The following is a 23,275-nucleotide window of genomic DNA, read 5'->3' as shown; positions in this document are numbered from 1 at the left end:
CATGTTGGGATGCACACGCCGCCTGACCTTGACCGCCGTACTGCTCGGCATCGCGTTCGCGATGCCGGTGCAGGCGGAAGAGGCCGACGATCCGTGGCCGGGCCTGGTGCAGGACATCTTCAGCAACCGTCCGATGAACGAGGGCAGCACCGTCCTCGGCATCGAAATGCCCTATCGCGCCGAGGATGCGGCCATCGTGCCGGTCACGCTGCGCAGCAAGCTGTCGCCCGGCGATGCGCGTCGCATCCGTTCGATCACGCTGGTGATCGACCGCAATCCCGCTCCGATGGCAGCGAAGTTCGAACTCGGACCGGATGCCAATGTCACGGAGATCTCGACGCGCGTGCGCGTCAACAATTACACCGACGTGCATGCGGTCGCCGAGCTCAGCGATGGCCAGCTCTATGTCTCCAAAGTCTATGTCAAGGCCTCTGGCGGTTGCTCTGCGCCGGCGGCAAAGAACGTCGAGGAGGCCAAGAACCGTCTCGGCCAGATGCGCTACCGGCAATTCGCGCGCGAGGACGCGCCGGCGAGCCGCGTCCGCGAGGCGCAGATCATGATCGGCCATCCCAACAATTCCGGCCTGCAAATGGACCAGGTCACGCAGCTCTATATCCCGGCCTTCTTCATCAACCAGCTCAAGCTGACGCAGGACGACAGCCCGGTGCTCTCGATGGAAGGCGGCATCTCGATCTCGGAAGATCCCAATCTGCGCTTCACCTACGTCTCCAACGGCGCCAAGCGCTTTCGCGCGGAGGCGAAGGACACGGATGGGCACGTGTTCCGCAATGAGTGGGACGTGGAGAAGCCGGGGACGTAAGGCGATGAGCACCCTCCCTTGGAGGGGTCCGGGACGAGCGTAGCTCGTCCGTGGGTCGGCTCCCATGGAGCGCAGCGGAATGTGAGACGGGGTGGGGTGACGGTCTCTCCACACCCAACAGTGCCCGAGGTGGAGAGATCACCCCCCGCTCGCGCTGCGCGCAATCGACCCTCCGCCTCCATCGCCGCACAACTCAAAAGCACCTCACCTCGGCTTCGGCCTGCGCGCGCCGGAGATCATTCACCGCCGAGTTCGCCTGCTCCGAGGTGCGGAACTGGACGCCGAGATTGCCGCGGACCTGGGACATGCTGAGCGCGGTTTCCGCGGTGACGTAGCGCTCATAGGGCACGATCGAGGCGACTACGTCGATCGAGCACGAACATTGCTCGATCGCAGACCGCGTCTCGCCATTGGCTTTCATGCAGCCGTAGACGTACTCCGCGCGCGCCGATGTCGGATAATCATTGGCGTCCTCGGCCTGCGCCGCGCACGCGGTCACTGCCAATACGGTCAATGCGGCGACAATCGGTCGTAGCTGTCCCGCCAGTTTCATACGCATCCTCCCGCTGGTTGCGACCAAAGCTATGCTATGCGTATTGTCCTGAAAAGCACTCCGTCAGAGGAAACGGCTCACAGGGTGATGAGAGCACGTGGTGTGATAAGAGCACTCGGTCGAACATTGGTGCTCGCAGTGACGCTGGCGTCGACGCTGGCCGTACCCGGCCGCGCCGCCGAGACCATCCGCCTTGCGGTGCAGAAAACCGGAACATTCTCCTGGGAGCTGGCCGCGATCCGCGCGAACGGTCTGGACAAGGAGGCCGACCTCTCGCTCGAGGTCACCGAGCTCGCGAGCACGGAAGCGGGCAAGATCGCGATGCGCGCAGGTGGCGCCGATATCATCCTGTCGGACTGGCTATGGGTGTCGCGCGAGCGCGCGCTCGGCGCCAAGCTCACTTTCTATCCCTATTCCAGCGCGCTTGGCGCGGTGATGGTGCCGGCGGCTTCTCCGATCAAGACGCTCGCTGACCTCAGGGGACGCAAGCTCGCGATCGCCGGCGGAGCGATCGACAAGAGCTGGCTGCTGCTCCAGGCCCGCATGAGGCAGGATGGCATCGACCTGAAGTCTGCGGCGACCATCGTCTATGGCGCACCACCCCTGATCGCGGCCAAGGCGCTCGACGGCGAGATGGATGCGAGCCTCAATTTCTGGAATTTCTGCGCGCAGCTCGAGGCCAAGGGCTTTCGCCGCCTCGCCGGCATCGAGGACATCCTGCCAAAACTCGGCGCCAAGGGCCCGGTCGCCGCGGTCGGCTATGTCTTCGACGAGAGCTGGGCGGCAAGCCATCGTGACGCCATCGCGCGCTTCATCGCAATGACCCGAAAGGCCAAAGCGCTGCTGGTGACCTCGGACGCGGCCTGGGACAAGGTCGCGCCGCTCACCGGCACTGCCGATCCGGTCCTGCTCAAGACCTACCGCGACCGCTATCGGGACGGCATCCCGCGCCGGAGCATTGCCGACGAGGAGGCGGATGCGCGCGTGCTCTACCGCGTGCTCGCCGAGGTCGGTGGCCGCGATCTCGTCGGGCCGGCGGCCGAGCTCGATCCCGGCACGTTCTATCACGCAGTCCCCGGAGATTGAGGTGCTGCGCCTTGTCTCGTCTGTCCTGTTCCTCGCAATCTGGTGGATCGCCGCGCTGTTCGTCGGCGGCGCGAAGCTGCCCTCCCCGCCTGCCGTGCTCGAGGTGATGATCGCGGAAGCCGCGAGCGGCGCGTTGTTCCTGCATCTCGGCGTCACGCTGGCCCGCGTCACACTCGCCTTCGTGCTGGCAATGTCGCTCGGCAGCGCCATCGGCTATCTGATGGGACGAGTGAAGCTTGCCGACCGGCTCGGCGATCCCTGGCTGATCCTGCTGCTCAATTTGCCGGCCTTGGTCGTGATTGTGCTGGCCTATATCTGGGCTGGCCTGACTGAAGCCGCCGCGATCGCAGCGATCGCCATCAACAAGCTGCCGACCGCCATCGTCACCTTGCGCGAGGGCACCCGCGCGCTCGACCGCTCGCTCGACGAGATGGCGAGCGTGTTCGCGATGCCGCGCTGGCGCGCCTTCCGCCACGTCGTGCTGCCGCAACTTGCGCCCTATATCGCAGCCTCCGCGCGCTCCGGATTGTCTCTGGTATGGAAGATCGTGCTGGTCGCCGAGCTTTTGGGCCGCCCGAACGGCGTCGGCTTCGAGATCGGCGTCGCTTTCCAGCTGTTCGACACGCCGAGGCTGCTCGCCTATTCGCTGACCTTCGCCGCCGTTGTGCTCGTCATCGAAACCTTGCTGGTGCAGCCGTTCGAAGCCCGCGCAACACGGTGGCGGCCCCGTGCGGCTTGAGGTCGAGATCACAGGCAAGACGTTCAGGAGCGCCGCGGGCGGGACGCACGAGGTGCTGGCGCCGGTCAAGTTCGCGCTTCAATCCGGCGAGGTCGGCGTGCTGATCGGCCCCTCCGGCTGCGGCAAGAGCACGATGCTGCGCATCATCCTCGGGCTCGATCATGAATTTCAGGGGCGCATCGCGCGGCCGCCGAAGGCGCGGATCGGCATGGTGTTCCAGGAGCCGCGGCTGCTGCCGTGGCGCTCGGTCGAGCAGAACGTGCGCTTGGCTGCGCCCGGTGTGACCGAGGCCAAATTATCCGAGCTTTTCAGGATCCTGGAGCTTCAGGCGCATCGCGACCATTTCCCCGGCGAGTTGTCGCTGGGCCTTGCCCGGCGCGTGGCGCTGGCCCGCGCCTTCGCGGTCGAGCCCGATCTGCTGGTGCTCGACGAGCCACTCGCCTCGCTCGACGACGCGCTCGCCGGCCGCCTGCGCGACGAGATCGCAACGCTGGTGGCGAGCCGTCCGGTGATGACGCTGCTCGTCACCCATAGCATCGACGATGCGATCCGGCTCGGCGACCGACTGCTGTTCCTGTCGCCCAGGCCGGCGCGTATCGTGCAGGAGGTGCCGATCGCGATCCCGCGAGCGGAGCGCAGCGAAACCGATCTCGGCAGGATCAAGGCCGAGCTCGCGGCGCTGCAGCTTGAATCGAAATGAACACTCGTGGTCAACTGGGCCAAACAAGACCGTCGAGGGAGGTTTCACGATGCGACGTCAGCTGATTGCGATCGGCATCCTGTTGGTCGCGATGCCGGGCGCGGCGCTCGCGCAGACCAAAGGCAAGGGCATCCGGCTCTGGAATCTCACAACGGAGACGATCTCCGGCTTCCAGCTCGCTCCGGCCGGCAGGACCGACTGGGGTCCGAACCAATGCTTGAACGACAAGGACAAGGAGGTCGACCACGACGAGCGGCTGCGCATTACCGGCGTCGAGCCGGGCCGCTATGATGCCAAGGTCAGCTATGCCAATTCACGGCAGTGCATCGTCCGCGACATCGAGATCAGGGCGGATGCGGTGTTCTCGATCGCCGACAAGGATCTGGAGGACTGCACCAAATAGCGAGGCCGGCTTACGCCTTGTCGTTCGGGTGCGGATATTCGCAGCGCCATCGCACCGCATGCCACTTCGGGTGCTCGCCGACCCATTGCGCGATATAGGGCGGCGCGGCCATCGCGCATTGCCGTGGCGACCCGGAATAGTTGAACACCAGATGCTGCTCCTCGCAGGTCGCGGGCGAGAGCACCGCACAGACAGTCACCACCAGGTCAATCGGGTTCATGCCGGGATCCTCTCGCAAAGGGGCGATGGAGACTAGCACGAAAGGTTACGTGCCAAGGAGCGGGAAGTTTCAATCCGGCGTGAGAGAAAATGGGACTCTTTCCCGTCTCCGCCCGGGCAGACAGAGGGGAACATGGGCGCGTTAAAAGTTAACCCCGAACACAACCCTCGCCTGGTGACGCTCGAAATTGACGAGGTCGAGATTGGCGGATGATCCAGCCGGACGTCCCCAGGCCTGCATGCTCCAGCTCAAGGTCAGCCGCGAGCGCTCGGAGAGCTGAAGATAGGCGGTGGGGCCGACGAACAGGGCGTGGCCCGAAAACTCGCTGAGGCCGATGCCGTCGTATTGCCGGAAATAGCGCATCTCCCCGCCGAGCAGCACATTGGGCCGCACGCGCACCATGCCGGCAACCGCCGCCCCGATCGTCGAGCTCTTCTCAGACAGTCCCGCCATCTCGAAGCGCGCCCATTCCGGCTGATAGATCAGATTGAGCGCGGCGATGGCGAAGTTCGGAACGAGCTCGCGGTCGAACGCAAGCGTGAAATCGGTGCCGTACATCCGTCCCTTCGCGCCGCTGGTCTCGTCGATGCGGTCGCCATGGAGCTCGGCGGCGACAGTCAGGCCGAACGGCGCATGCGCGCGGTCGAGCAGACGATAACGCAAATCGAGCGAGGCGCCCTGGAAGTTGAACTGGCGGCGATCGTCGATGTCGGGGACGCCGGTGATGTCGTGCAAGCTGGCGGTACCGCCGACCTCGATACGCAAGTTCGGCAGCGGCACCACCTCGATCTCGACTTCCTGCGTGAGCGCGCGATAGGCCCCACCGCCCTTACCAAATCGTCCCGTCGTCTCGCTCTGGAATTCGCGCTCGCCGACGCTGCCGACATCGGTGCCGATCATGAAGCCGAAGATGTGCTCGGTATCAAAGCCTTCTTCGGCGCTGACGCATACAGGTAGAAGCGCGACTGTGCAGGCAGCTATGGTCCAGAAGGGATTGGCTCTCGCGCGCATTCCTGACACTACCACGGCTTCGACGGCGTTTGCCATCGAAGCCGCGGCAGGTCGTCAGTCTTACTTGCGCGAAGCGCAGGCGTACATGTTGATTTCCATGCCGACCGGCACTTCCACGATCTTCGGAGCTTTCCAAGCCATTCGGGGTCTCCCAAGGTATTGAGCGCGACATCGCGCGGGGCAAAACCTAGGGCTGGGTCCCCTGCAGTTCAAGCGCCGAATCGATGTTCGGATGCGTCTGGGTCAATTCTTCGCGGCGGCATTTCTCTCTCGGGCAAAGCCAGTTCTCTCTTGGTCAATTACAGATCTTGGGGACATCGCCCTGCCCGACAAACCGCGCCTTGAATCGACACCAACAGTGCCGCGTCGTCAGCAGTCCTTACCTGCCGTTTGCGTGTTGGGCTTAGCACCTTCCGCCCGCTCCGCCGCAGTTGGCTGGCTCTGCATCTGCCGCTGGGCATCTTCGGACGAGGCAGCTGCGCCGCCGCTGGCACGATTCATCGTGCTGGTCGGCGGATGCTGACCCGTTTCGGTGGACGAACTCTGCGACTGCGCCGAGCCCACGGTGACTGGACCGGAACCGGCATCCTTGTCAGTGCTGGCGCTGCTGGTGTTGCACGGGCCGGCCATGCCGACGCCCGCGCTCAACGTCAGGATCGCGCAGGCAGCAAAAACGGAATGTTTCGTGTTCATCTGCTTCTCCTCTTCTCCCGCCGCGCTGCCCCGGCGCGGAGCAGGACATCGCGAAGAGAACAGACCGAATAGCCCGATGTTCCGGGCTTCCGATCGGAATTAAGTTCCTGCCGGGAGCGGACCTCAGCGCAGCAGCCGCAGCAGCGCGCGGCCGGCCCGCGCGTTCAGCTCCTTTGCATCGAGCGTCCCGTCCTTGTCCGGATTGGCCGCATTGAAGCGCTGCTCCACCACGGACAGGTATTCGTCGAGCGTAAGCGTCCCATCGCGATCAGGATCGGCGGCGGCGAGCTCTTTCGCCGACAGCCGCCCTCGCAACTCGCGAGCGTCGAGCGTGCCGTCGTGATCGGGGTCGAGCTTGGCGAACAATGCGCTGGCCGCCTTCTTCACCTCGGCGAGATCGAGCGTTCCATCATTGTCGGTATCGAACATCTTGACCGCGTTGCCGGATGCCGCGAGGGCCGGACCGGACAGCAATGCAATCGTGAGCGCAAGCGCGACTGAGCGACGTGACATCATCGAAACCTCCTGAGAACCTCGATTCGAGCGGGATCGAAATGAGATAAGGCCACAAATGTGACCCGGTTCAAGCCGGAAATTACAACCTGCGCGCGCCACGACTCGCGCAAGCGGGCCGCGCCGACCCGGCCCGCTTGCGGCCCAGCGCTTCGCGTCGCGGAATTTTTCCAGCGCCTGCGCACAAGTGGGTGCTGGGCTGTCAGGTCTCCGTCAGGTCACCGGCATCCGGCGCCAGCATATCGGCGCCGGACTTGCGACTTTCGTATTGACGCGTTTTGTATTCGGGCGGAGTGTTGCTCCTGCAGCGTCAAAAGGCGCGCACATTGGGAGGAACGGATGAAACGCTTTGCGATGGCCGCGAGCCTCGTCATGCTTGCATCGACTTGTGCAAGCGCACAGACCACCGAGCAACTGGTCAAGGGCGCGACCGATACATCGAATGTTCTCAATTACGGGATGGGCTACAATCTGCAGCGTTTCTCGACGCTGAACCAGATCAATAAGGACACCGTCAAGAACCTCGTCCCGGTCTGGAACTACTCTTTCAACGATGATCGCAGCGAGGAATCGCAGCCGCTGGTGTACCAGGGCGTGATCTACGTGACCTCGCACAATGCGACCATGGCGGTGGATGCCAAGACCGGCAAGCAGATCTGGAAAACCAAGGTCGAGTATCCCGCCGAGACGCCGCGCATCGTCTGCTGCGGCATCATCAATCGCGGCGCCGCGCTCTACGACGGCAAGGTATACCGCACCACCCTCGACGCCAACGTGATCGCGCTGGACGCCAAGACCGGCAAGGAGTTGTGGCGGCAGAAGGCCGCCGACATCAAGGAAGGCTATTCGATGACGGTGGCTCCGCTGGTCGCCGACGGCGTCGTCATCACCGGCATCTCGGGCGCCGAATTCGGCACGCGCGGCTTCATCGACGGCTGGGATCCGGCGACGGGCAAGCATCTCTGGCGCACCCATTCGATCCCTTCCCCTGACGAGCCCGGCGGCGACACTTGGAAGGGCGACACCTGGAAGCTCGGCGGCGGCTCGACCTGGATCACCGGGTCCTACGATCCCGAGCTGAACACCGTCTATTGGGGCATCGGCAATCCCGGCCCGTTCAATTCGGCGGTCCGCCCCGGCGACAATCTCTACACCTGCTCCGTGCTGGCGATGGATCCGAAGACCGGCAAGATCAAGTGGCACTACCAGTTCTCGCCGAACAATCCGTTCGACTATGACAGCGTGGCCGAGATGGTGCTCGCCGACATGAACGTCGAGGGCAAGCCGACCAAGGTGCTGATGGACGCCAACCGCAACGGCTTCTTCTACGTGCTCGACCGCACCAACGGCAAGCTGCTCGCGGCCACCCCCTACGTGAAGGTCAACTGGGCCACCGGAATCGATATGAAGACCGGACGTCCGATCGAGACCGACATTTCGAAGGACGCGCGCGAGGGCAAGAAGGTCACCGTCTATCCGTCGATCCTCGGCGGCAAGAACTGGGAGCCGATGTCGTTCAATCCGCAGACCGGCCTGGCCTATGCCAACACGCTCGCCTTCGGCGGCAGGTACAAGACCGAGCCCGTCACCTTCAAGCAGGGTGAATGGTATCTCGGCATGGATCTGACCGATCTCTGGGAGTACGGAGACGGCCCGCGCGGCCATCTCAAGGCGATCGATCCCCTGACCGGCAAGGCGAAATGGGAGGCACCTGTCGACATCCCGCGCTTCTCCGGCGTGCTGTCGACCGCAGGTGGCGTCGTGTTCACGGGCGCGCTGACCGGCGAGTTCGAGGCCTTCGATGCCGACACCGGCAAGAAGCTCTGGCAGTTCCAGACCGGCTCCGGCATCGAGGGGCAGCCGGTGACCTGGCAGCAGGATGGGGTGCAGTATGTCGCAGTGACAAGCGGCTATGGCGGCGTCTACTCGCTGTTTTCCGGCGACGAACGACTGGCGCAGATTCCGCCCGGCGGCTCGCTGTGGGTTTTTGCGGTCAAGCAATAACCACGACACGATGCTGAAGCAGATATCTCACAAGACGGCGGCGATGTTCGCCGCCGTCGCGGTGTTGACGGTCGCGCTTGCGGCGACCGTTCGCGCCGCGGACGATGCAACCGGCAATCCGCTGCAGGCGCAGATCGACCATGGCAAGTCGACCTATGCCGAAAGATGCTCGCACTGCCACGGCCCGAACTTGATGAACTCCGGCACCATTACGCCGGACCTGCGCGCCATTCCCGACGACAAGACGCGCTTCGTCACCACGGTGAAGAATGGCAAGAACAACAAGATGCCGCCCTGGGGCGACATCCTCAGCGACGACCAGATCGGCGACCTCTGGGCCTTCATTTCGAGCCGGAGGAAGCCATGAGGCGTCGGCTCGCCGCGTGGAGCGTTGCCGCGATCCTCGCCGCGGCGCCTACGCTCGCGCACGCGGCGGAGGATCCGCTGAAGGTCTGTCTCGACGAAGACCGGCCGCCGCTCTCGGTGCATCAAAAGGGCAAGCCGGATGCGGGCTTCGACGTACTGCTGGCGCAGGCGATCGCGGAACGGCTGGGACGGGCTCTGACGATCCAGTGGTTCGAGAGCAAGCTCGATGAGGATTCCAGCCCACAGCTCGAGGCCAATGCGCTGCTCTCGGACGGGCGCTGCGCACTGGTCGGCGGCTACGCACTGACGCAGGACTCGCTCGTCAAGCCCGGCATGAAGACGGCGCGTCTGCCGGATTTCGCCGGCGCCACGCGTGACGACCGGCGCCGCCGCGTCGCGATCGGCGTGCTCGCACCGAGCCGGCCTTACCTCTATTCCCCGATGACGGTGGTGCTCGGACCGAAGGCGAAGGGCCGCAAGATCGGCGACATTGGCGATCTTGCCGGCCTTCGCCTCGTGATCGAAAGCGGCTCGCTCGGCGATGCCATCCTGATGACCTTCGACAAGGGGCGCCTGATCGACAATATCACCCATCTCGTGCCCGGCCGCGACGACCTGCTCGGCGCGCTCCAGCGTGGCGATCATGATGCGACGCTGATCGACCTTGCGCGCTTCGACGCCCATCGGGCCACGCACCCCGATACGGGGCTCACCGCATCCGGCTACTATTATCCGATCGGCGTCAATCGCGGCTATGTCGGGCTTGCCGGCAATCCCGCGCTGATCGAGGCCGTCAACACCGCGCTTGGGCAGCTTGCTGCCGAAGGCAAGATCGCCGAATTCGGCAAGCAGGCCGGCCTCACCTATCTGCCGCCGCGCGAGCCTGCGATCCTCGGCGATGTCTGGATGAAGATCATTCAGCAGTGATTGCCCGGCATTCCGGGCGCCGAACGGCAAGTCCGCAATCCATCTCTCGGCAGCGCAGCCCGATGGATTTCAGGCCGGCGAGCCGCGCTCGCATCCAGGAATGACCGGTGATGCGAGCAATGCGCCAATCTGTCTCGGCTGTCGCCGATGGCAGAGACGATCCGATGCAGTACCCTCGATGAAAATGCTGGAGGGAATCATGTCCGCAAAGCTCGATCGCCGCCACTTCGTCGCAGCCGGCGCCAGCGCATTCGCGATGCCTTTCGTCTCGCGCGCCGCCTCGGCGCAAGCTGCATGGCCGTCGCGGCAGATTCGCATGATTTGCAGCTATCCCGCCGGCGGACAGACCGACCTGCTGGCGCGCGCCTATGGCGAATTCATCGCCAAGCAGATCGGAAAGACCGTCGTCATCGAGAACAAGCCCGGCGCCTCCGGCGCAATCGGCACGGCGGAGGTCGCCCGCGCCGAGCCCGACGGCCACACCGTGCTATGCTCGATCTCGACCACCTACATCATGAACCGGGTGGTGATGAAGAATCCCGGCTACGACATGGACAGGGATCTGACCCTCGTCAGCGTGATTCCCGGCGCCGGCCTGTTGCTGGTCGCGAACCCCAAAACCGGCGTCGAGACCTTGGAGGATTTCGTCGCCTTCGGGCGCAAGAGCGGCAAGGTGAACTTCGGCACCTACAGCGCGGGATCGGCCCCGCACATGACGATCAACGAGCTCAACAAGCAATACGGTCTCTCCATCGAGCCGGTGCACTACCGCGGCGAAGCCCCGATGTGGACTGGCATGCTCGAAGGCACGCTCGATGCCGCGATGGGCAGCTATACGGCGGCGCAATCGGTCCTGCAAAGCGACCGCGGCACCGTGTTCGCGGTGCATTCGAAGAAGGTCGACGCGATCCCGACCGTGAAGACGCTCCCCGAACAGGGCGCGACGTCGAAATTCTTCACCGTGAGCGGCTTCACCGGCTGGGCGGTGCCGAAGGCGACACCGCAGCCGGTCGTCGACCGGCTAGCCGAGCTCTGCGTCGCGGCCAACAAGGATCCGAAGGTGAAGGAGGTTCTCGCGACCTTCGTGCTCGAACCGGCCTTCGGATTCAAGGAAACCAATGCGCTGTATCAGCGCGAATTGCCGGTCTGGATCGAGAGCGCAAAGTCGCTCGGCCTCGAGCCGGCCTGAATCGGAGGCAAGGCGCGGTCGCGCTCACGGCGCTGGCTTCGGACCAAAGCCTAGTGTCGGAAATGTACTTTCGCGCTATGATTGTGCGGCGCCGGCTCGCCGGCGCGAACGAGAAGGGCCGATCCCATGACACCGGATGGCGTCGCCGTAGCCGTCATGATCATCCTGCTCTTTCCGATGGGCTATTTCACATTGGCTTCGCCCGCCTTCCTGCTGGTGAAGCTGGATATTGCGCCCGTCGCCCAGCTGCTGCGCGGAATGTTCAATGCCCACTTTCTGGTGATGCGTGTTGCCGGAATCATCGGAACGATAGCCTTCCTGCTCGACGGTCGCCTGATCGCCGCGGCGGGCGTTGGTCTGCTTGCAGCCTTGACGATGTGGGGACGCCGCAGATTCCTGCAACGCATGGACGACCAGCTCAGCGCGACGGAAGCCGGCGATACCGAGGCCCCGCGTCGGCTGCGCCGGCTGCATTGGAGCGGAATGCTGGCGAACGCGGTGCTGCTTGCCGTTCTCCTGGCCAGCATTCCCTATATCGCCGTGTCGGCTTGACAGACCTCGCATCACGGCCGGCACAACATTGCCGGCGACGGCCGCAGCGCGCCTAATGCTCGCCCGAACTCGCGGTGCCCTGCTGCGCCTTGTGGATCGAGGACGGCACCACGCCAAAGTATTTCCGGAACACGCGGCTGAAATGCGATGAGCTGGAGAAGCCCCAGGAGAACGCAACGTCTGTGATGGTCTTGCCGGCGTGGGCCTCGAGCTCCTGACGGCAGTTCTGCAGGCGGGCCTGCCAGATGTAGTCGCTCACCGTGGTGCCGCGCTCGGAGAACAGCATGTGCAGATAGCGCTTGGAGCAGCCGAGCTCGGCCGAGATCTGGTCGATGCACAGATCCGGATCGCGCAAGTGCTCGCGGATGAAGAACTGAGCCCGCACATACATCGCCTCCGGCCCAACACGGTCCAACATCGTGTCGGCCTCGCGTAGCGGTAGCAGCAGGAGGTCGATCAGCGAATCTGCAACGCCGACCGCGCTGTTCGCCGACAGCTTTGCCGCCTCGTCGAAAGTCGCGTGAACGAAATCATGGGCGATCCGCCCCGTCCCGGTCTTCGCCGACAATTTGCACGCCGGCATCCGCTGCGAGGGAAAGCCGCGGTCGCGCAGCAGTGCCTTGGGCACAATCACCACGTCGTGGCGCGTGAAGGCCGGGCTGATGATCGAATGCGGGCAGGAGACGTCGTAGGCGATGATGTCGCCCGGGTTGATTTCGATGTGGCGGCCTTCTTGCTCGAAATAAGACACGCCGTAGGTCTGGAAGTGGATCTTGATGTAGGGGTGTTCATTGGCCTTGGCACGCGCCAGCGTGTGCGCGATGCGATGCTGGCTCACCTCGATCTGACAGAGCTTCAGGCGCGAGACGGTGGTGTAGTCGATGCGACCTTCAAGCGAGGACGCCTCCAGCGGATCGACGTCGAAATGGCCGCACAGGCTCGTCAGACCATCGATCCAGCTCTGGATCTGCCGCTTCGGCGTGAGCCCGGTCGTCGAGAGCGTGTGAATGGTGTCGGACATTGATCCAGCCACTGGTTTGATCCGGAGATTCGACGCGAATCGCGACCAGCGCTGCGGAGCCCTCAGCCGTGATTGCGTGACGTTTACCTCAAACTTGGGCGGTCTATTGGAACTGCACCTCCGTTCCATTGCCACCTTTGAAACTTAATCCTCCGCCTTAGTTGCAGCGCCGTCAAGGGGAACCTAGGCGCAGACGGCGGCGCGGGCCCCCGCGGAAACCGCTGAATTCGCTACTGCAAAATCAAAATCTTCGCGCCCGTGCGCTGTCGAGCAAACCGGCTTCTCTCTTGGGCAAGTTTCCCGTTGACGAAGTCGTTAGGGATTGCGGCAGGAACAACAAGAACGGGCCGCTCCTGCACGCGGACCCGTGGCTCTCATCAGGAGGAGGAAACAGCACAGCATCGTTTCTGGTCTCGATCGTGACCGCCCTGCACGAGCAGACGCCGGACGAAAAGCCCGGCGATTGAGCAATGCTTCGGAAACAATAAACGACCAACGGAGGAATTAACTATGCGCAAGGTGCTACTGGCGACCTATCTTGGCTCCGCGGCGGCTCTCGCCGTCGGCAGCGCCTCAGCCAATGACGAGCTGATCAAGATGTCGCAGAACCCGAAAGACTGGGTGATGCCCGCGGGCGACTATGCCAATACCCGCTATTCCAAGCTGAACCAGATCAACGCACAGAACGTCGGCAAGCTCCAGGTGGCCTGGACCTTCTCGACGGGCGTGCTGCGTGGCCACGAAGGCGGGCCGCTGATCATCGGCAACATGATGTACGTCCACACCCCGTTCCCGAACAAGGTCTACGCTATTGACCTTTCGAACGAGAACAAGATCGTCTGGAAGTATGAGCCGAAGCAGGATCCGAACGTCATCCCCGTGATGTGCTGCGACACCGTCAATCGCGGCCTGTCTTACGGCGACGGCAAGATCATCCTGCATCAGGCCGACACCAATCTCGTGGCGCTCGACGCCAAGACCGGCCAGGTAGCTTGGTCGGCGACCAACGGCAATCCTGCGAAGGGCGAGACCGGCACATCGGCCGCGCTGGTGGTCAAGGACAAGGTCCTGGTCGGTATCTCCGGCGGCGAGTTCGGCGTGCAGTGCCACGTCACCGCTTACGATCTCAAGAGCGGCAAGCAGGTCTGGCGCGCCTACTCCGAAGGTCCGGATGACCAGATCAAGTTCGATCCGGCCAAGACGACGTCGCTGGGCAAGCCGGTCGGACCGGACTCCAGCTTGAAGACCTGGCAAGGCGATCAGTGGAAGATCGGCGGCGGCTGCACCTGGGGCTGGATCTCCTATGATCCCGCTCTGAACATGGTCTATTACGGGTCGGGCAACCCCTCGACCTGGAATCCGAAGCAGCGTCCGGGCGACAACAAATGGTCCATGACCATTTTCGCGCGCGACGCGGACACCGGTATGGCCAAGTGGGTCTATCAGATGACGCCCCACGACGAGTGGGACTATGACGGCGTTAACGAGATGATCCTCACGGATCAGCAGATCAATGGGCAGCCTCGCAAGCTCCTGACCCATTTCGACCGCAACGGTCTCGCCTACACCATGGACCGAGAGAACGGCGAACTGCTGGTCGCCGAAAAGTACGATCCGAAGGTGAACTGGACCTCCGGCGTCGACATGAACAAGAGCTCGCCGACCTATGGCCGCCCGAAGGTGCTCGACGCAGCTTCGACCGACAAGGCGGGGGAGGACGTCAACGTGAAGGGCATCTGCCCGGCCGCGCTCGGCACCAAGGACGAGCAGCCGGCAGCTTACTCGCCCGACACGCAGCTGTTCTACGTTCCGACCAACCACGTCTGCATGGATTACGAACCGTTCAAGGTGAGCTACACCGCGGGCCAGCCCTATGTGGGTGCGACGCTCTCGATGTATCCGCCGCAGGGTGAAAGCCACATGGGCAACTTCATCGCCTGGGACGGCAAGACCGGCAAGATCGTCTGGTCGAACAAGGAGCAGTTCTCGGTCTGGTCGGGCGCACTCGCAACCGCCGGCGGCGTGGTGTTCTACGGCACGCTCGAAGGCTACCTGAAGGCGGTCGATGCCAAGACCGGCAAGGAGCTCTACAAGTTCAAGACTCCCTCCGGCATCATCGGCAACGTCACCACCTATGAGAACAATGGCAAGCAATACGTTGCCGTGCTCTCCGGCGTGGGTGGCTGGGCCGGCATCGGCCTGGCGGCAGGTCTGACCGATCCGACCGCCGGTCTCGGCGCGGTGGGTGGCTACGCGGCTCTCAGCAACTACACGGCGCTGGGCGGCACGCTGACCGTGTTCTCGCTGCCGAACTAGGCCCATTCAGCATCGCTCCGGCGCGTGGCTCAACTCCACGCGCCGGCTCGTCTCCACCGAACGCCTTCGAGGACAATCTCTTGCGTAAAATCTGCTCTGCCATTGCTGTGATGATCTTCGTTGTGTCCGGAGGAGCTGCGGTCGCGGAAGGTCCGGGTGACCCGACCGCGGTGAAGAAGGAAGACGACGGGAAGTGGCTCGATAAAGAAGGAAACCCCACCTACAAGATTTCAGCCGACGGCACCGTGGACTGGTTCACCTATTCTGGATACCGCCGCTATCATTCAGACTGCCACGTGTGCCACGGACCGGACGGGATGGGATCCACCTACGCACCGGCGCTGAAGGATTCTGTCAAGTCGATGAGCTATGGCGACTTTCTCGGCGTGATCGCCTCCGGCCGCAAGAACATCTCGACGGCGCAGGAGAACGTCATGCCGGCCTTCGGCGACAACCCGAACGTCGCTTGCTACATGGACGATCTCTACGTCTATCTGCGCGCCCGCTCCACCGAAGCATGGGGCCGCCAGCGTCCCGCCAAGAAGGAAGAGAAAACGGACGCCTACACCAAGGCGGAAGATGCCTGCATGGGCAAGAAATGAAACTGCCAGGATTGCCGAGACGACTTCCTGGCGTCCTACGAGGGATTTGAGGAGTTTACGATGAAGACACGTGCCGCCGTCGCTTTCGAAGCCAAGAAGCCGCTCGAGATCGTCGAGGTCGACCTGGAGGGACCAAAGGCCGGCGAAGTCCTGGTCGAGATCAAGGCCACCGGCATCTGCCATACCGACGCCTACACGCTCGACGGCTTCGACAGCGAAGGAATCTTCCCGTCGATCCTGGGTCATGAGGGCGCCGGCATCATCCGCGAGATCGGTCCCGGCGTGACCTCGGTGAAGCCGGGCGACCACGTCATCCCGCTCTACACGCCGGAATGCCGGCAGTGCAAAAGCTGCCTCAGCCAGAAGACCAATCTCTGCACCGCGATCCGCGCGACGCAGGGCAAGGGCGTGATGCCCGACGGCACCAGCCGCTTCTCCTACAAGGGCAAGCCGATCTACCATTACATGGGCTGCTCGACCTTCTCGAACTTCACCGTGCTGCCCGAGATCGCCGTCGCCAAGATTCGCGAGGACGCGCCGTTCGACAAGAGCTGCTACATCGGCTGCGGTGTGACCACCGGCGTCGGTGCCGTCGTCAACACTGCGAAAGTCGAGCCGGGCGCCAACGTGGTCGTGTTCGGCCTCGGTGGTATCGGCCTCAACGTGATTCAGGGTGCCAAGATGGCCGGCGCCGACAAGATCATCGGTGTCGACATCAACGATTCCAAGGAAGATTGGGGCCGCCGCTTCGGCATGACCCACTTCGTCAACCCGAAGAAGGTCACCGGCGACATCGTCCAGCACCTCGTCGGTCTCACCGACGGCGGCGCCGACTACACCTTCGACTGCACCGGCAACACCACGGTGATGCGCCAGGCACTGGAAGCCTGCCATCGCGGCTGGGGTACCTCGATCATCATCGGCGTCGCCGAAGCGGGCAAGGAGATTGCCACCCGCCCGTTCCAGCTCGTCACCGGGCGCAACTGGCGCGGCACCGCTTTCGGCGGCGCGCGCGGCCGCACCGACGTGCCGAAGATCGTCGACTGGTACATGAACGGAAAAATCCAGATCGACCCGATGATCACCCACACGCTCAAGCTCGAAGAGATTAACAAAGGTTTTGACCTCATGCATGAGGGCAAATCCATCCGTTCCGTCGTCGTGTTCTAGCTCACAGCCATCACCCCAGGAGGATCGACCCATGACTGTTGCACTCCATCCATTGATCGACAACGGCATCAAGCAAGGCAGCGGCAACTTCGCCGGCGGCACGCTGGTCTGCAAATGCAAGGACCAGCCGGTGAAGGTCGGCATCAAGGGCGACGTCGCGCACAACCACGCCTGTGGCTGCACCAAGTGCTGGAAGCCGCATGGCGCGACCTTCTCGGTCGTCGCCGTGGTGCCGCGCCAGAACGTCACCGTGCTCGAGAACGGCGACAAGCTCCAGATCGTCGATCCCTCCGCGGTGATCCAGCGCTATGCCTGCAAGGCCTGCGGCACCCACATGTACGGCCGGATCGAGAACAAGGGCCATCCGTTCTACGGCCTGGACTTCATCCATCCCGAGCTGTTCCAGGAGGAGGGCTCACAGGCGCCGCAATTCGCCGCCTTCGTCTCCTCGGTGATCGAATCGGGCGTGAAGCCGGAGCAGATGGCGGGCATCCGTTCGCGGCTGAAGGAGATCGGACTGGAGCCCTATGACTGCCTGTCGCCGGCACTGATGGACGCGATCGCGACCCACGTGGCGAAAGCCAAAGCCGCCTAAGCAAGGCGCCTGAGCAGGGCCGCCGCGCCTTCGCCCAGACTTCTGTCGGTCCGCTGGCGTCCACCAACGCCAGCGGACCGGCCGGTCCCGTTCCGGGACCATCACGGCGATCCCGCCGCTTCTGCACCACGCGTATGTGAGGGCCATCAGCTCCTCAGTCCTGGTCTCTGAATGACTGCGCAGGGCCGCCGGCTTCCTGTTTGAAGTTCGCGGTACTTGCGTTTCTCCCTCCCTCGACTGAGGCACCCTGCTTCGTCCGTACAGTCTTCTGGCGGACGAAGCTTTTTTTGGTTGCGCCCGTTTCGCAAGCGCGCGGCATCAAGCCGCGCCCTGCTTTTGACAAACCATCGATGCAATCTTTTCCCGGTGAGAACACTCGGCTGTGAACGCCGGGCCGGCGTGACCTCTGCTACGATCGCGTCGTCACGATGCCGCGCGAAATGCAATCAATTAAGAACAAAACGGGAGGTATCGAGCACATCCGGACATTGCGATTCGTATTCCTGCCGCCCGCTGGGATCTGCCCGTGCGGGATGACGGGCCGGGATGCGGCAGCACGACGCAACCGGCATTGCGCTCCGGCGGCGTCAATGGGTTTTGAATTGAACATGCTTATGAAGAGCGAGGGACGATCATGATCAAGGTGAAGATCAACGGCCAGGAACAGAGCTGGGACGGCGACCCGGATCTCCCGCTACTCTGGTTCCTGCGTGACGAAGCCGGACTGACCGGCACCAAATACGGCTGCGGCCAGGCCCTGTGCGGCGCGTGCACCGTCATCGTCGACAAGGAGGCCGTCCGCGCCTGCATCACGTCGATCAACGACGTCGCCGGACGCGAGGTCACGACGATCGAGGGACTGCACACTAACGGCGATCACCCGGTGCAGAAGGCCTGGCGCCAGCTCAACGTGCCCCAATGCGGCTTCTGCCAGGCCGGCCAGATTATGCAGGCCGCGGCACTGTTGATGGACAATCCAAAGCCCTCGCACGACCAGATCCGCGAGGCGATGTCCGGCAACATCTGCCGCTGCGGCTGCTACCAGCGCATCGAGAACGCCGTCCATCTCGCATCGACGGGAGTGTGACATGAATTTCATCGACAATCCCCGCAAGCTTCGCGGCTTCGAAAAGCACGTCAGGGTCGAGAAGGTCTCGCGCCGCAGCATTCTGAAGGGCCTCGGCGTCACCGGCGGCTTCGTGCTTGCCGCCCCCGTGATGTCGCGGCAGGCCTTCGCCTATGAAACCGGTGCCGGAAAGATGCCGCATGGCGTCGTGGTCGATCCGCGCGTGTTCGTTTCGGTCGCGCCGGACGGCATCGTCACCATCGTCGGGCACCGTTCGGAAATGGGCACTGGCGTGCGCACCAGCCTGCCGCTGATCGTGGCCGAGGAGATGGAAGCCGATTGGACCAGGGTCAAGGTGCAGCAGGCCCATGGCGACGAGGTCAAGTACGGTAACCAGGACACCGACGGCTCGCGCAGCACGCGGCATTATTTGATCCCGATGCGTCAGATCGGCGCCTCCGCCCGCACCATGCTGGAGCAGGCCGCGGCGAAGCGCTGGGGCGTACCGGCGACCGAGGTGAAGGCCGTCAATCACGAGATTGTCCACAGCGCCAGCGGCCGCAAGCTCGGCTTCGGGGAGCTCGCCGCCGATGCGGCCAAGGAGTCGGTGCCGAGCATCGAAGGCCTCAAGCTGAAGGACCCCAAGGATTTCCGCTATCTCGGCAAGGGTCAGATCGGCATCGTCGATCTCCACGACATCACCACCGGCAAGGCAGTTTATGGTGCCGACGTGCGGCTGCCCGGCATGAAATATGCCGTGATCGCCCGCCCGCCGGTGACCGGCGGCAAGCTGGTCTCGTTCGATCCCGACGCGGCGCTGAAGGTCCCCGGCGTCGAAAAGGTGATGCAGGTGCGCGGCTGGCCGTGGCCGTCGAAGTTCCAGCCGCTCGGCGGCGTCGCCGTGATCGCGCGCAACACCGGCGCGGCGATCAAGGGCCGCGACGCGCTAAAGCTCGTGTGGGACGACGGTCCCAACGGTAAATACGACTCCGTCGCCTACCGCAAGGAGCTCGAGGAGGCGTCGCGCAAGCCCGGCCTCGTCCTGCGCAAGGAGGGCGATGCGGACGCCGCCTTGAAGAGCGCCGACAAGGTCATTGTCGGCGAGTACTACATCCCCCATCTCGCCCATGTCGCCATGGAGCCGCCGGTGGCGGTCGCCGACGTCAAGGGCGACAAGGCGGAGATCTGGGCGCCGGTGCAGAGCCCCGGCGGCACCCGCGAGGACGTCGCCAAGACGCTCGACATTCCCGAGCAGAACGTGACGGTCAATGTCACGCTCCTCGGCGGCGGGTTCGGACGCAAGTCGAAATGCGACTTTGCGCTCGAGGCCGCGCTGCTCTCCAAGGAGCTCGGTGCACCGGTCAAGGTGCAGTGGACGCGCGAGGATGACATCCATAACGGCTTCCTGCACACCGTCTCGGTCGAGCGGATCGAAGCCGGCCTCGACAAGAGCGGCAAGGTGATCGCCTGGCGCCACCGCAGCGTGGCACCCAGCATCGCCTCGACCTTTGCCGCCGGCACCGTGCACCAGGCGCCGTTCGAAATCGGCATGGGCCTCGTGGACATGCCATTCGAGATCGCCAACATCTCCTGCGAAAATCCGGAGGCGGCCGCGCATACCCGCATCGGCTGGTTCCGCTCGGTCTCGAACATCCCGCGTGCCTTCGCGGTGCAATCGATGGTCGGCGAGATCGCGCAGGCGACCGGCCGCGACCAGAAGGAGACCCTGCTCGCGCTGATTGGCAGCCCGCGCATCGTCAAGCCCGAGGTGAAAGACCTTTGGAACTACGGCGAACCCCAGGACAGCTACCCGATCGACACCGCGCGCCTGCGCAAGGTGGTCGAGCTGGTCGCCGAGAAGGGCGAATGGGGCCGTCAGGTCCCGAAGGGCCACGGCCTGGGCATCGCCGCGCACCGCAGCTTCGTCAGCTACATCGCGACGATTGTCGAGGTCGCGGTCGACGACAAGGGCAAACTGACGGTGCCAAGGGTGGACACGGCGATCGATTGTGGCACCTATGTCAACCCCGAGCGCATCGCCTCGCAGATCGAGGGCGCAGCGATCATGGGGCTGAGCCTTGCCAAATATGGCGAGATCACCTTCAAGGACGGCAAGGTCCAGCAGAAGAACTTTGACGACTTCCAACTCGTCAGGATCGACGAAGCTCCCGCAGTGACCAACGTCCACATCGTGCCGCCCGGACCCGACACGCCGCCCAGCGGCGTCGGCGAACCCGGCGTTCCGCCGTTCGCGCCGGCGCTGATCAATGCGATTTTCGCCGCGACGGGAAAACGTATCCGCTCGCTTCCGATCGGCAAGCAATTGGAGGCCTAGCGGGGAACGCAATACGGCTCACACCGTTGCCATCGATCTGACAGGAGCAGATCGATGACTAACATCTCAAAGGCGCTCGCAGTCTCGCTGTCGGGCGCCTTTCTTTTGACGAGCGCCGGCGCATTCGCCCAGAGCAGCACCAGCCCGCCGACAACAGCGACGCGCCCCACCACGCCGGACCAGAACTCGCTTCCCAACGCCAACGCCCCGCCCGCCTCGACCACCCAGACCACCGGGCAACACAATCCTGATCCGAAGGTTCGGGAGATGAACCAGAAGGAGAAGGACAAGGTCGAGCGCGAGGGGAAGTAGTTTTATCTGACGGCTGCGCATGGACCCCTTGCGGAGAGGGCAGCGACGCTGGCCATCACGATCTCGCTTGTGGGTGAGGGGTTTGTCTCCACGCCAATCTCGCGATGAGTGCGCGTGAATAGAACCCCTCATCCCGGCGCGCGCAATTCGCGCGCCACCTTCTCCCACAAGGGGAGAAGGAAGATACAAAAATGCGGCGGACGTTGCCGTCCGCCGCATTCGCCACCCCCCTGCTGCTCCGCCTTTTCGATCCGCCCGCGGAGCTATTTCTTGAGCGCGAACACCCAGATCACGCCGCCCTGCGGCACGTTGGCTTCGATGCCGATGTTATTGGTCGCAAGCGCATCCTGGATGCGCTGAGCGTCCACACCCCATCCGGACTGGATCGCGATGTACTGCGTGCCGTCGATCTCATAGGAGACCGGCATGCCCATGATGCCGGAGTTGGTCTTCTGCTCCCACAACAATTCGCCAGTCTTGGCGTGGAAGGCGCGGAAGTTACGGTCGTTGGTGCCGCCGACGAAGACGAGATCGCCTGCGGTCGCCGTCACCGAGCCGAACAGCTGCGACTTCGGGAAGTTGTGCTGCCACACCTTCTTGCCCGTCGCAGGATCCCAGGCCTGGAGCTCGCCGAAATGATCCGCGCCGGGCTTCGTCTTGAGGCCGATATCCTCCGGCTTGGTGCCGAGCCAGAGCTCGCCAGGCTTCAGCGCGACCTTCTCGCCGGTGAATCCGCCGCAGAAATTCTCGTTGGCAGGCACGTAGACGAGGCCGGTCTTCTGGCTATAGGCCGCCGACGGCCAATCCTTGCCGCCCCACAGTGAGGGGCAGAACTCCACGCGCTTGCCGATCACCGGCTTGTGCGCGGGATCTACGATCGGCTTACCGCTCTCGGGTTCGATGCCCTTCCAGACATCGGTGGAGACGAACGGCCAGCCGGCGACGTAGTTGATCTTGGTCGGCGTGCGCTCGAGCACCCAGAAGATCGCGTCGCGTCCCGGATGGACCAGGCTCTTGATGTTGCGGCCATCACGCTGCAGGTCGATCAGCATCGGCGCCTCGACCTCGTCCCAATCCCAGGAATCGTTCTGGTGGTACTGGTGATAGGTCTTGATCTTGCCGGTGTTGGGATCGAGCGCGAGCACCGAGGAGGTGTAGAGATTGTCGCCGGGATGGGTTTCGCCAGGCCATGGCGCGGCATTGCCCACACCCCAGTAGATCGTCTTGGTCTCCTTGTCGTAATTGCCGGTCATCCAGGCCGAGCCGCCGCCGTTTTTCCAGTCGTCGCCCTGCCAAGTGTCGTGACCGGGTTCGCCTTCGCCGGGAATGGTGTAGGTCCGCCACAGCTCCTTGCCGTCCTTGGCATCGTAGGCGGCGACATAGCCGCGCACACCGAACTCGCCACCGGAGCCGCCGACGATGACCTTGCCTTCGACGATCAGCGGCATCAGGGTCATGTACTGGCCCTTCTTGTAATCCTGCACCTTGGTGTCCCACACCACCTTGCCGGTCTTGGCGTCGAGCGCGACGACGTGGTCGTCGGTGGTGGCGAGATAGAGCTTGTCCTCCCATAGGCCGACGCCGCGGCTGGTCGGATGCAGCTGGAACAAATCGTCGGGGAGTTGCCGCTTGTAGCGCCAGTATTCGTCGCCGGTCTTCGCGTTCAGCGCGATCACCTGGCCCATCGGGGTCGCCACGAACATCACGCCGTTGTTGACGATCGGCGGCGCCTCGTGGCCTTCGACCACGCCCGTAGCGAAGGTCCAGACCGGCGTGAGGTTTTTCACATTCGAGGCGTTGATCTGGTCGAGCGGACTGTAGCCGTGCCCGTCATAGGTGCGCCGGTAGAGCATCCAGTTGCCGGGTTCAGGATTTTCCAGCCGTTGCGCGGTGACCGGAGAATAATTCTCGATCGGGCCTGATACAGCGGCGGTCGAGGCAAGACACGTGAAGGCGACGAAGCCGGACAGTAACCATTGCTTCCTGGTCATGGACGTTCCCCTTTTCAGCCATTTGAATTCTTGTTGTGAATTCTTGTCGTTCGTCCCGTCGTCCGCCCATCGGCGGATGCGGCCTCTCCTG

25 protein-coding genes are annotated in these 23,275 nt (G+C 63.7%); 17 read left to right on the top strand and 8 right to left on the bottom strand.

The genetic code is table 11. The annotated features are described in order from the left end of the window. Position 1: 1 nt before the first annotated feature. On the top strand, positions 2-820 hold the full coding sequence (locus IVA78_RS27940) for a quinoprotein dehydrogenase-associated SoxYZ-like carrier (RefSeq protein WP_247451211.1): 819 nt from the start codon (positions 2-4) through the stop codon (positions 818-820). A 193-nt stretch (positions 821-1,013) separates the two neighbouring features. Here IVA78_RS27940 and IVA78_RS27935 read toward each other — a convergent pair whose 3' ends face one another. Further along, entirely contained in the window at positions 1,014-1,373 is a 360-nt protein-coding gene (locus IVA78_RS27935; RefSeq protein WP_247337240.1) for a hypothetical protein, read from the bottom strand. An 87-nt stretch (positions 1,374-1,460) separates the two neighbouring features. On the opposite strand from IVA78_RS27935, the gene IVA78_RS27930 reads away from it, so the two are divergent. From IVA78_RS27930 to IVA78_RS27915, 4 genes are read left to right on the top strand one after another with little or no spacing between them, the layout of a single operon-like run. Continuing rightward, entirely contained in the window at positions 1,461-2,459 is a 999-nt protein-coding gene (locus IVA78_RS27930; protein WP_247451213.1) for an ABC transporter substrate-binding protein, read from the top strand. Between the two features lies 1 nt (position 2,460). Next, positions 2,461-3,198 carry an ABC transporter permease subunit gene (locus IVA78_RS27925; RefSeq protein WP_247280494.1) on the top strand — a complete coding sequence of 246 codons (738 nt, stop codon included), beginning with the start codon at positions 2,461-2,463 and terminating at the stop codon, positions 3,196-3,198. Further along, on the top strand, positions 3,188-3,898 hold the full coding sequence (locus IVA78_RS27920) for an ABC transporter ATP-binding protein (RefSeq protein ID WP_247280493.1): 711 nt from the start codon (positions 3,188-3,190) through the stop codon (positions 3,896-3,898). Before IVA78_RS27925 ends, IVA78_RS27920 begins: the two co-directional genes overlap by 11 nt. 49 nt (positions 3,899-3,947) lie before the next feature. Next, positions 3,948-4,301 (top strand): hypothetical protein, encoded by a 354-nt coding sequence (locus IVA78_RS27915; protein WP_247451217.1) that lies wholly within the window; start codon positions 3,948-3,950, stop codon positions 4,299-4,301. 10 nt (positions 4,302-4,311) lie between these two features. Here IVA78_RS27915 and IVA78_RS27910 read toward each other — a convergent pair whose 3' ends face one another. The 5 genes from IVA78_RS27910 to IVA78_RS27890 form a co-directional block, all read right to left on the bottom strand. Next, complete coding sequence (locus tag IVA78_RS27910; RefSeq protein WP_130211758.1) at positions 4,312-4,521, bottom strand: hypothetical protein; 210 nt, start codon at positions 4,519-4,521, stop codon at positions 4,312-4,314. Between the two features lie 141 nt (positions 4,522-4,662). Then, positions 4,663-5,568 (bottom strand): hypothetical protein, encoded by a 906-nt coding sequence (locus tag IVA78_RS27905; RefSeq protein ID WP_247451218.1) that lies wholly within the window; start codon positions 5,566-5,568, stop codon positions 4,663-4,665. 24 nt (positions 5,569-5,592) lie between these two features. After that, positions 5,593-5,673, bottom strand: coding sequence for a pyrroloquinoline quinone precursor peptide PqqA (pqqA, locus tag IVA78_RS27900; protein ID WP_008562446.1), 81 nt, complete (start codon positions 5,671-5,673; stop codon positions 5,593-5,595). A gap of 228 nt (positions 5,674-5,901) precedes the next feature. Further along, complete coding sequence (locus IVA78_RS27895; protein WP_247451220.1) at positions 5,902-6,225, bottom strand: hypothetical protein; 324 nt, start codon at positions 6,223-6,225, stop codon at positions 5,902-5,904. Between the two features lie 123 nt (positions 6,226-6,348). Further along, the gene (locus IVA78_RS27890; RefSeq protein WP_247451222.1) at positions 6,349-6,741 is read right to left on the bottom strand and encodes a calcium-binding protein; all 393 of its coding nucleotides are present in this window, start codon (positions 6,739-6,741) and stop codon (positions 6,349-6,351) included. 336 nt (positions 6,742-7,077) lie between these two features. Here IVA78_RS27890 and IVA78_RS27885 point away from each other — a divergent pair, with 336 nt between their 5' ends. The 5 genes from IVA78_RS27885 (at position 7,078) to IVA78_RS27865 (ending at position 11,776) form a co-directional block, all read left to right on the top strand. Continuing rightward, positions 7,078-8,742 carry a methanol/ethanol family PQQ-dependent dehydrogenase gene (locus tag IVA78_RS27885; RefSeq protein WP_247451224.1) on the top strand — a complete coding sequence of 555 codons (1,665 nt, stop codon included), beginning with the start codon at positions 7,078-7,080 and terminating at the stop codon, positions 8,740-8,742. A 10-nt stretch (positions 8,743-8,752) separates the two neighbouring features. After that, a complete protein-coding gene (locus IVA78_RS27880) occupies positions 8,753-9,109 on the top strand; it encodes a cytochrome c (RefSeq protein WP_247468766.1) in 357 nt (118 codons plus the stop codon). Continuing rightward, positions 9,106-10,035 carry a transporter substrate-binding domain-containing protein gene (locus IVA78_RS27875; protein WP_247451226.1) on the top strand — a complete coding sequence of 310 codons (930 nt, stop codon included), beginning with the start codon at positions 9,106-9,108 and terminating at the stop codon, positions 10,033-10,035. The genes IVA78_RS27880 and IVA78_RS27875 overlap by 4 nt, the downstream gene beginning before the upstream one ends. Positions 10,036-10,234: 199 nt before the next feature. Further along, the gene (locus IVA78_RS27870) at positions 10,235-11,224 is read left to right on the top strand and encodes a tripartite tricarboxylate transporter substrate binding protein (RefSeq protein ID WP_247451228.1); all 990 of its coding nucleotides are present in this window, start codon (positions 10,235-10,237) and stop codon (positions 11,222-11,224) included. A gap of 126 nt (positions 11,225-11,350) precedes the next feature. After that, complete coding sequence (locus IVA78_RS27865; RefSeq protein WP_247451230.1) at positions 11,351-11,776, top strand: hypothetical protein; 426 nt, start codon at positions 11,351-11,353, stop codon at positions 11,774-11,776. A gap of 52 nt (positions 11,777-11,828) precedes the next feature. Here the strand turns inward: IVA78_RS27865 and IVA78_RS27860 are convergent, their stop codons facing one another. Beyond that, entirely contained in the window at positions 11,829-12,797 is a 969-nt protein-coding gene (locus IVA78_RS27860) for a helix-turn-helix domain-containing protein (RefSeq protein ID WP_247280483.1), read from the bottom strand. 510 nt (positions 12,798-13,307) lie between these two features. Between IVA78_RS27860 and xoxF5 the strand changes: the two genes are divergently transcribed. From xoxF5 to IVA78_RS27825, 7 genes are all read left to right on the top strand, one after another. Continuing rightward, the gene (gene xoxF5, locus IVA78_RS27855) at positions 13,308-15,113 is read left to right on the top strand and encodes a lanthanide-dependent methanol dehydrogenase XoxF5 (protein WP_247451233.1); all 1,806 of its coding nucleotides are present in this window, start codon (positions 13,308-13,310) and stop codon (positions 15,111-15,113) included. A gap of 110 nt (positions 15,114-15,223) precedes the next feature. Then, a complete protein-coding gene (locus IVA78_RS27850) occupies positions 15,224-15,715 on the top strand; it encodes a c-type cytochrome, methanol metabolism-related (protein ID WP_247302298.1) in 492 nt (163 codons plus the stop codon). Between the two features lie 60 nt (positions 15,716-15,775). Continuing rightward, positions 15,776-16,885: an S-(hydroxymethyl)glutathione dehydrogenase/class III alcohol dehydrogenase gene (locus tag IVA78_RS27845; protein WP_247280481.1), complete on the top strand. Its 1,110-nt coding sequence runs from the start codon at positions 15,776-15,778 to the stop codon at positions 16,883-16,885. A gap of 31 nt (positions 16,886-16,916) precedes the next feature. Then, positions 16,917-17,480, top strand: coding sequence for an S-(hydroxymethyl)glutathione synthase (gene gfa, locus IVA78_RS27840; RefSeq protein WP_247451235.1), 564 nt, complete (start codon positions 16,917-16,919; stop codon positions 17,478-17,480). Between the two features lie 634 nt (positions 17,481-18,114). Then, entirely contained in the window at positions 18,115-18,567 is a 453-nt protein-coding gene (locus tag IVA78_RS27835; protein WP_247302116.1) for a (2Fe-2S)-binding protein, read from the top strand. A 1-nt stretch (position 18,568) separates the two neighbouring features. Continuing rightward, positions 18,569-20,881 (top strand): molybdopterin cofactor-binding domain-containing protein, encoded by a 2,313-nt coding sequence (locus IVA78_RS27830; protein ID WP_247302118.1) that lies wholly within the window; start codon positions 18,569-18,571, stop codon positions 20,879-20,881. 54 nt (positions 20,882-20,935) lie between these two features. Continuing rightward, complete coding sequence (locus IVA78_RS27825; RefSeq protein WP_247280477.1) at positions 20,936-21,193, top strand: hypothetical protein; 258 nt, start codon at positions 20,936-20,938, stop codon at positions 21,191-21,193. Positions 21,194-21,456: 263 nt separating this feature from the next. Here the strand turns inward: IVA78_RS27825 and IVA78_RS27820 are convergent, their stop codons facing one another. After that, positions 21,457-23,184, bottom strand: coding sequence for a methanol/ethanol family PQQ-dependent dehydrogenase (locus tag IVA78_RS27820; protein ID WP_247280476.1), 1,728 nt, complete (start codon positions 23,182-23,184; stop codon positions 21,457-21,459). Positions 23,185-23,275 lie beyond the last annotated feature (91 nt).

The sequence above is a fragment of the Bradyrhizobium sp. 137 genome, assembly GCF_023074095.1.
In the GTDB taxonomy this organism is placed as follows: Bacteria; Pseudomonadota; Alphaproteobacteria; order Rhizobiales; family Xanthobacteraceae; genus Bradyrhizobium.
Note: the sequence above shows the minus strand (reverse complement) of the source record. Positions and strands in the feature narration are given on the sequence as shown.

Coding starts and splice junctions, on each gene's coding strand:
- IVA78_RS27940 (WP_247451211.1), top strand. CDS start 2: ATGTTGGGATGCACACGCCGCCTGACCTTGACCGCCGTACTGCTCGGC.
- IVA78_RS27935 (WP_247337240.1), bottom strand. CDS start 1,373: ATGAAACTGGCGGGACAGCTACGACCGATTGTCGCCGCATTGACCGTA.
- IVA78_RS27930 (WP_247451213.1), top strand. CDS start 1,461: ATGAGAGCACGTGGTGTGATAAGAGCACTCGGTCGAACATTGGTGCTC.
- IVA78_RS27915 (WP_247451217.1), top strand. CDS start 3,948: ATGCGACGTCAGCTGATTGCGATCGGCATCCTGTTGGTCGCGATGCCG.
- IVA78_RS27910 (WP_130211758.1), bottom strand. CDS start 4,521: ATGAACCCGATTGACCTGGTGGTGACTGTCTGTGCGGTGCTCTCGCCC.
- IVA78_RS27905 (WP_247451218.1), bottom strand. CDS start 5,568: ATGGCAAACGCCGTCGAAGCCGTGGTAGTGTCAGGAATGCGCGCGAGA.
- pqqA (WP_008562446.1), bottom strand. CDS start 5,673: ATGGCTTGGAAAGCTCCGAAGATCGTGGAAGTGCCGGTCGGCATGGAA.
- IVA78_RS27895 (WP_247451220.1), bottom strand. CDS start 6,225: ATGAACACGAAACATTCCGTTTTTGCTGCCTGCGCGATCCTGACGTTG.
- IVA78_RS27890 (WP_247451222.1), bottom strand. CDS start 6,741: ATGATGTCACGTCGCTCAGTCGCGCTTGCGCTCACGATTGCATTGCTG.
- IVA78_RS27885 (WP_247451224.1), top strand. CDS start 7,078: ATGAAACGCTTTGCGATGGCCGCGAGCCTCGTCATGCTTGCATCGACT.
- IVA78_RS27880 (WP_247468766.1), top strand. CDS start 8,753: ATGCTGAAGCAGATATCTCACAAGACGGCGGCGATGTTCGCCGCCGTC.
- IVA78_RS27875 (WP_247451226.1), top strand. CDS start 9,106: ATGAGGCGTCGGCTCGCCGCGTGGAGCGTTGCCGCGATCCTCGCCGCG.
- IVA78_RS27870 (WP_247451228.1), top strand. CDS start 10,235: ATGTCCGCAAAGCTCGATCGCCGCCACTTCGTCGCAGCCGGCGCCAGC.
- IVA78_RS27865 (WP_247451230.1), top strand. CDS start 11,351: ATGACACCGGATGGCGTCGCCGTAGCCGTCATGATCATCCTGCTCTTT.
- IVA78_RS27860 (WP_247280483.1), bottom strand. CDS start 12,797: ATGTCCGACACCATTCACACGCTCTCGACGACCGGGCTCACGCCGAAG.
- xoxF5 (WP_247451233.1), top strand. CDS start 13,308: ATGCGCAAGGTGCTACTGGCGACCTATCTTGGCTCCGCGGCGGCTCTC.
- IVA78_RS27850 (WP_247302298.1), top strand. CDS start 15,224: ATGATCTTCGTTGTGTCCGGAGGAGCTGCGGTCGCGGAAGGTCCGGGT.
- IVA78_RS27845 (WP_247280481.1), top strand. CDS start 15,776: ATGAAGACACGTGCCGCCGTCGCTTTCGAAGCCAAGAAGCCGCTCGAG.
- gfa (WP_247451235.1), top strand. CDS start 16,917: ATGACTGTTGCACTCCATCCATTGATCGACAACGGCATCAAGCAAGGC.
- IVA78_RS27835 (WP_247302116.1), top strand. CDS start 18,115: ATGATCAAGGTGAAGATCAACGGCCAGGAACAGAGCTGGGACGGCGAC.
- IVA78_RS27830 (WP_247302118.1), top strand. CDS start 18,569: ATGAATTTCATCGACAATCCCCGCAAGCTTCGCGGCTTCGAAAAGCAC.
- IVA78_RS27825 (WP_247280477.1), top strand. CDS start 20,936: ATGACTAACATCTCAAAGGCGCTCGCAGTCTCGCTGTCGGGCGCCTTT.
- IVA78_RS27820 (WP_247280476.1), bottom strand. CDS start 23,184: ATGACCAGGAAGCAATGGTTACTGTCCGGCTTCGTCGCCTTCACGTGT.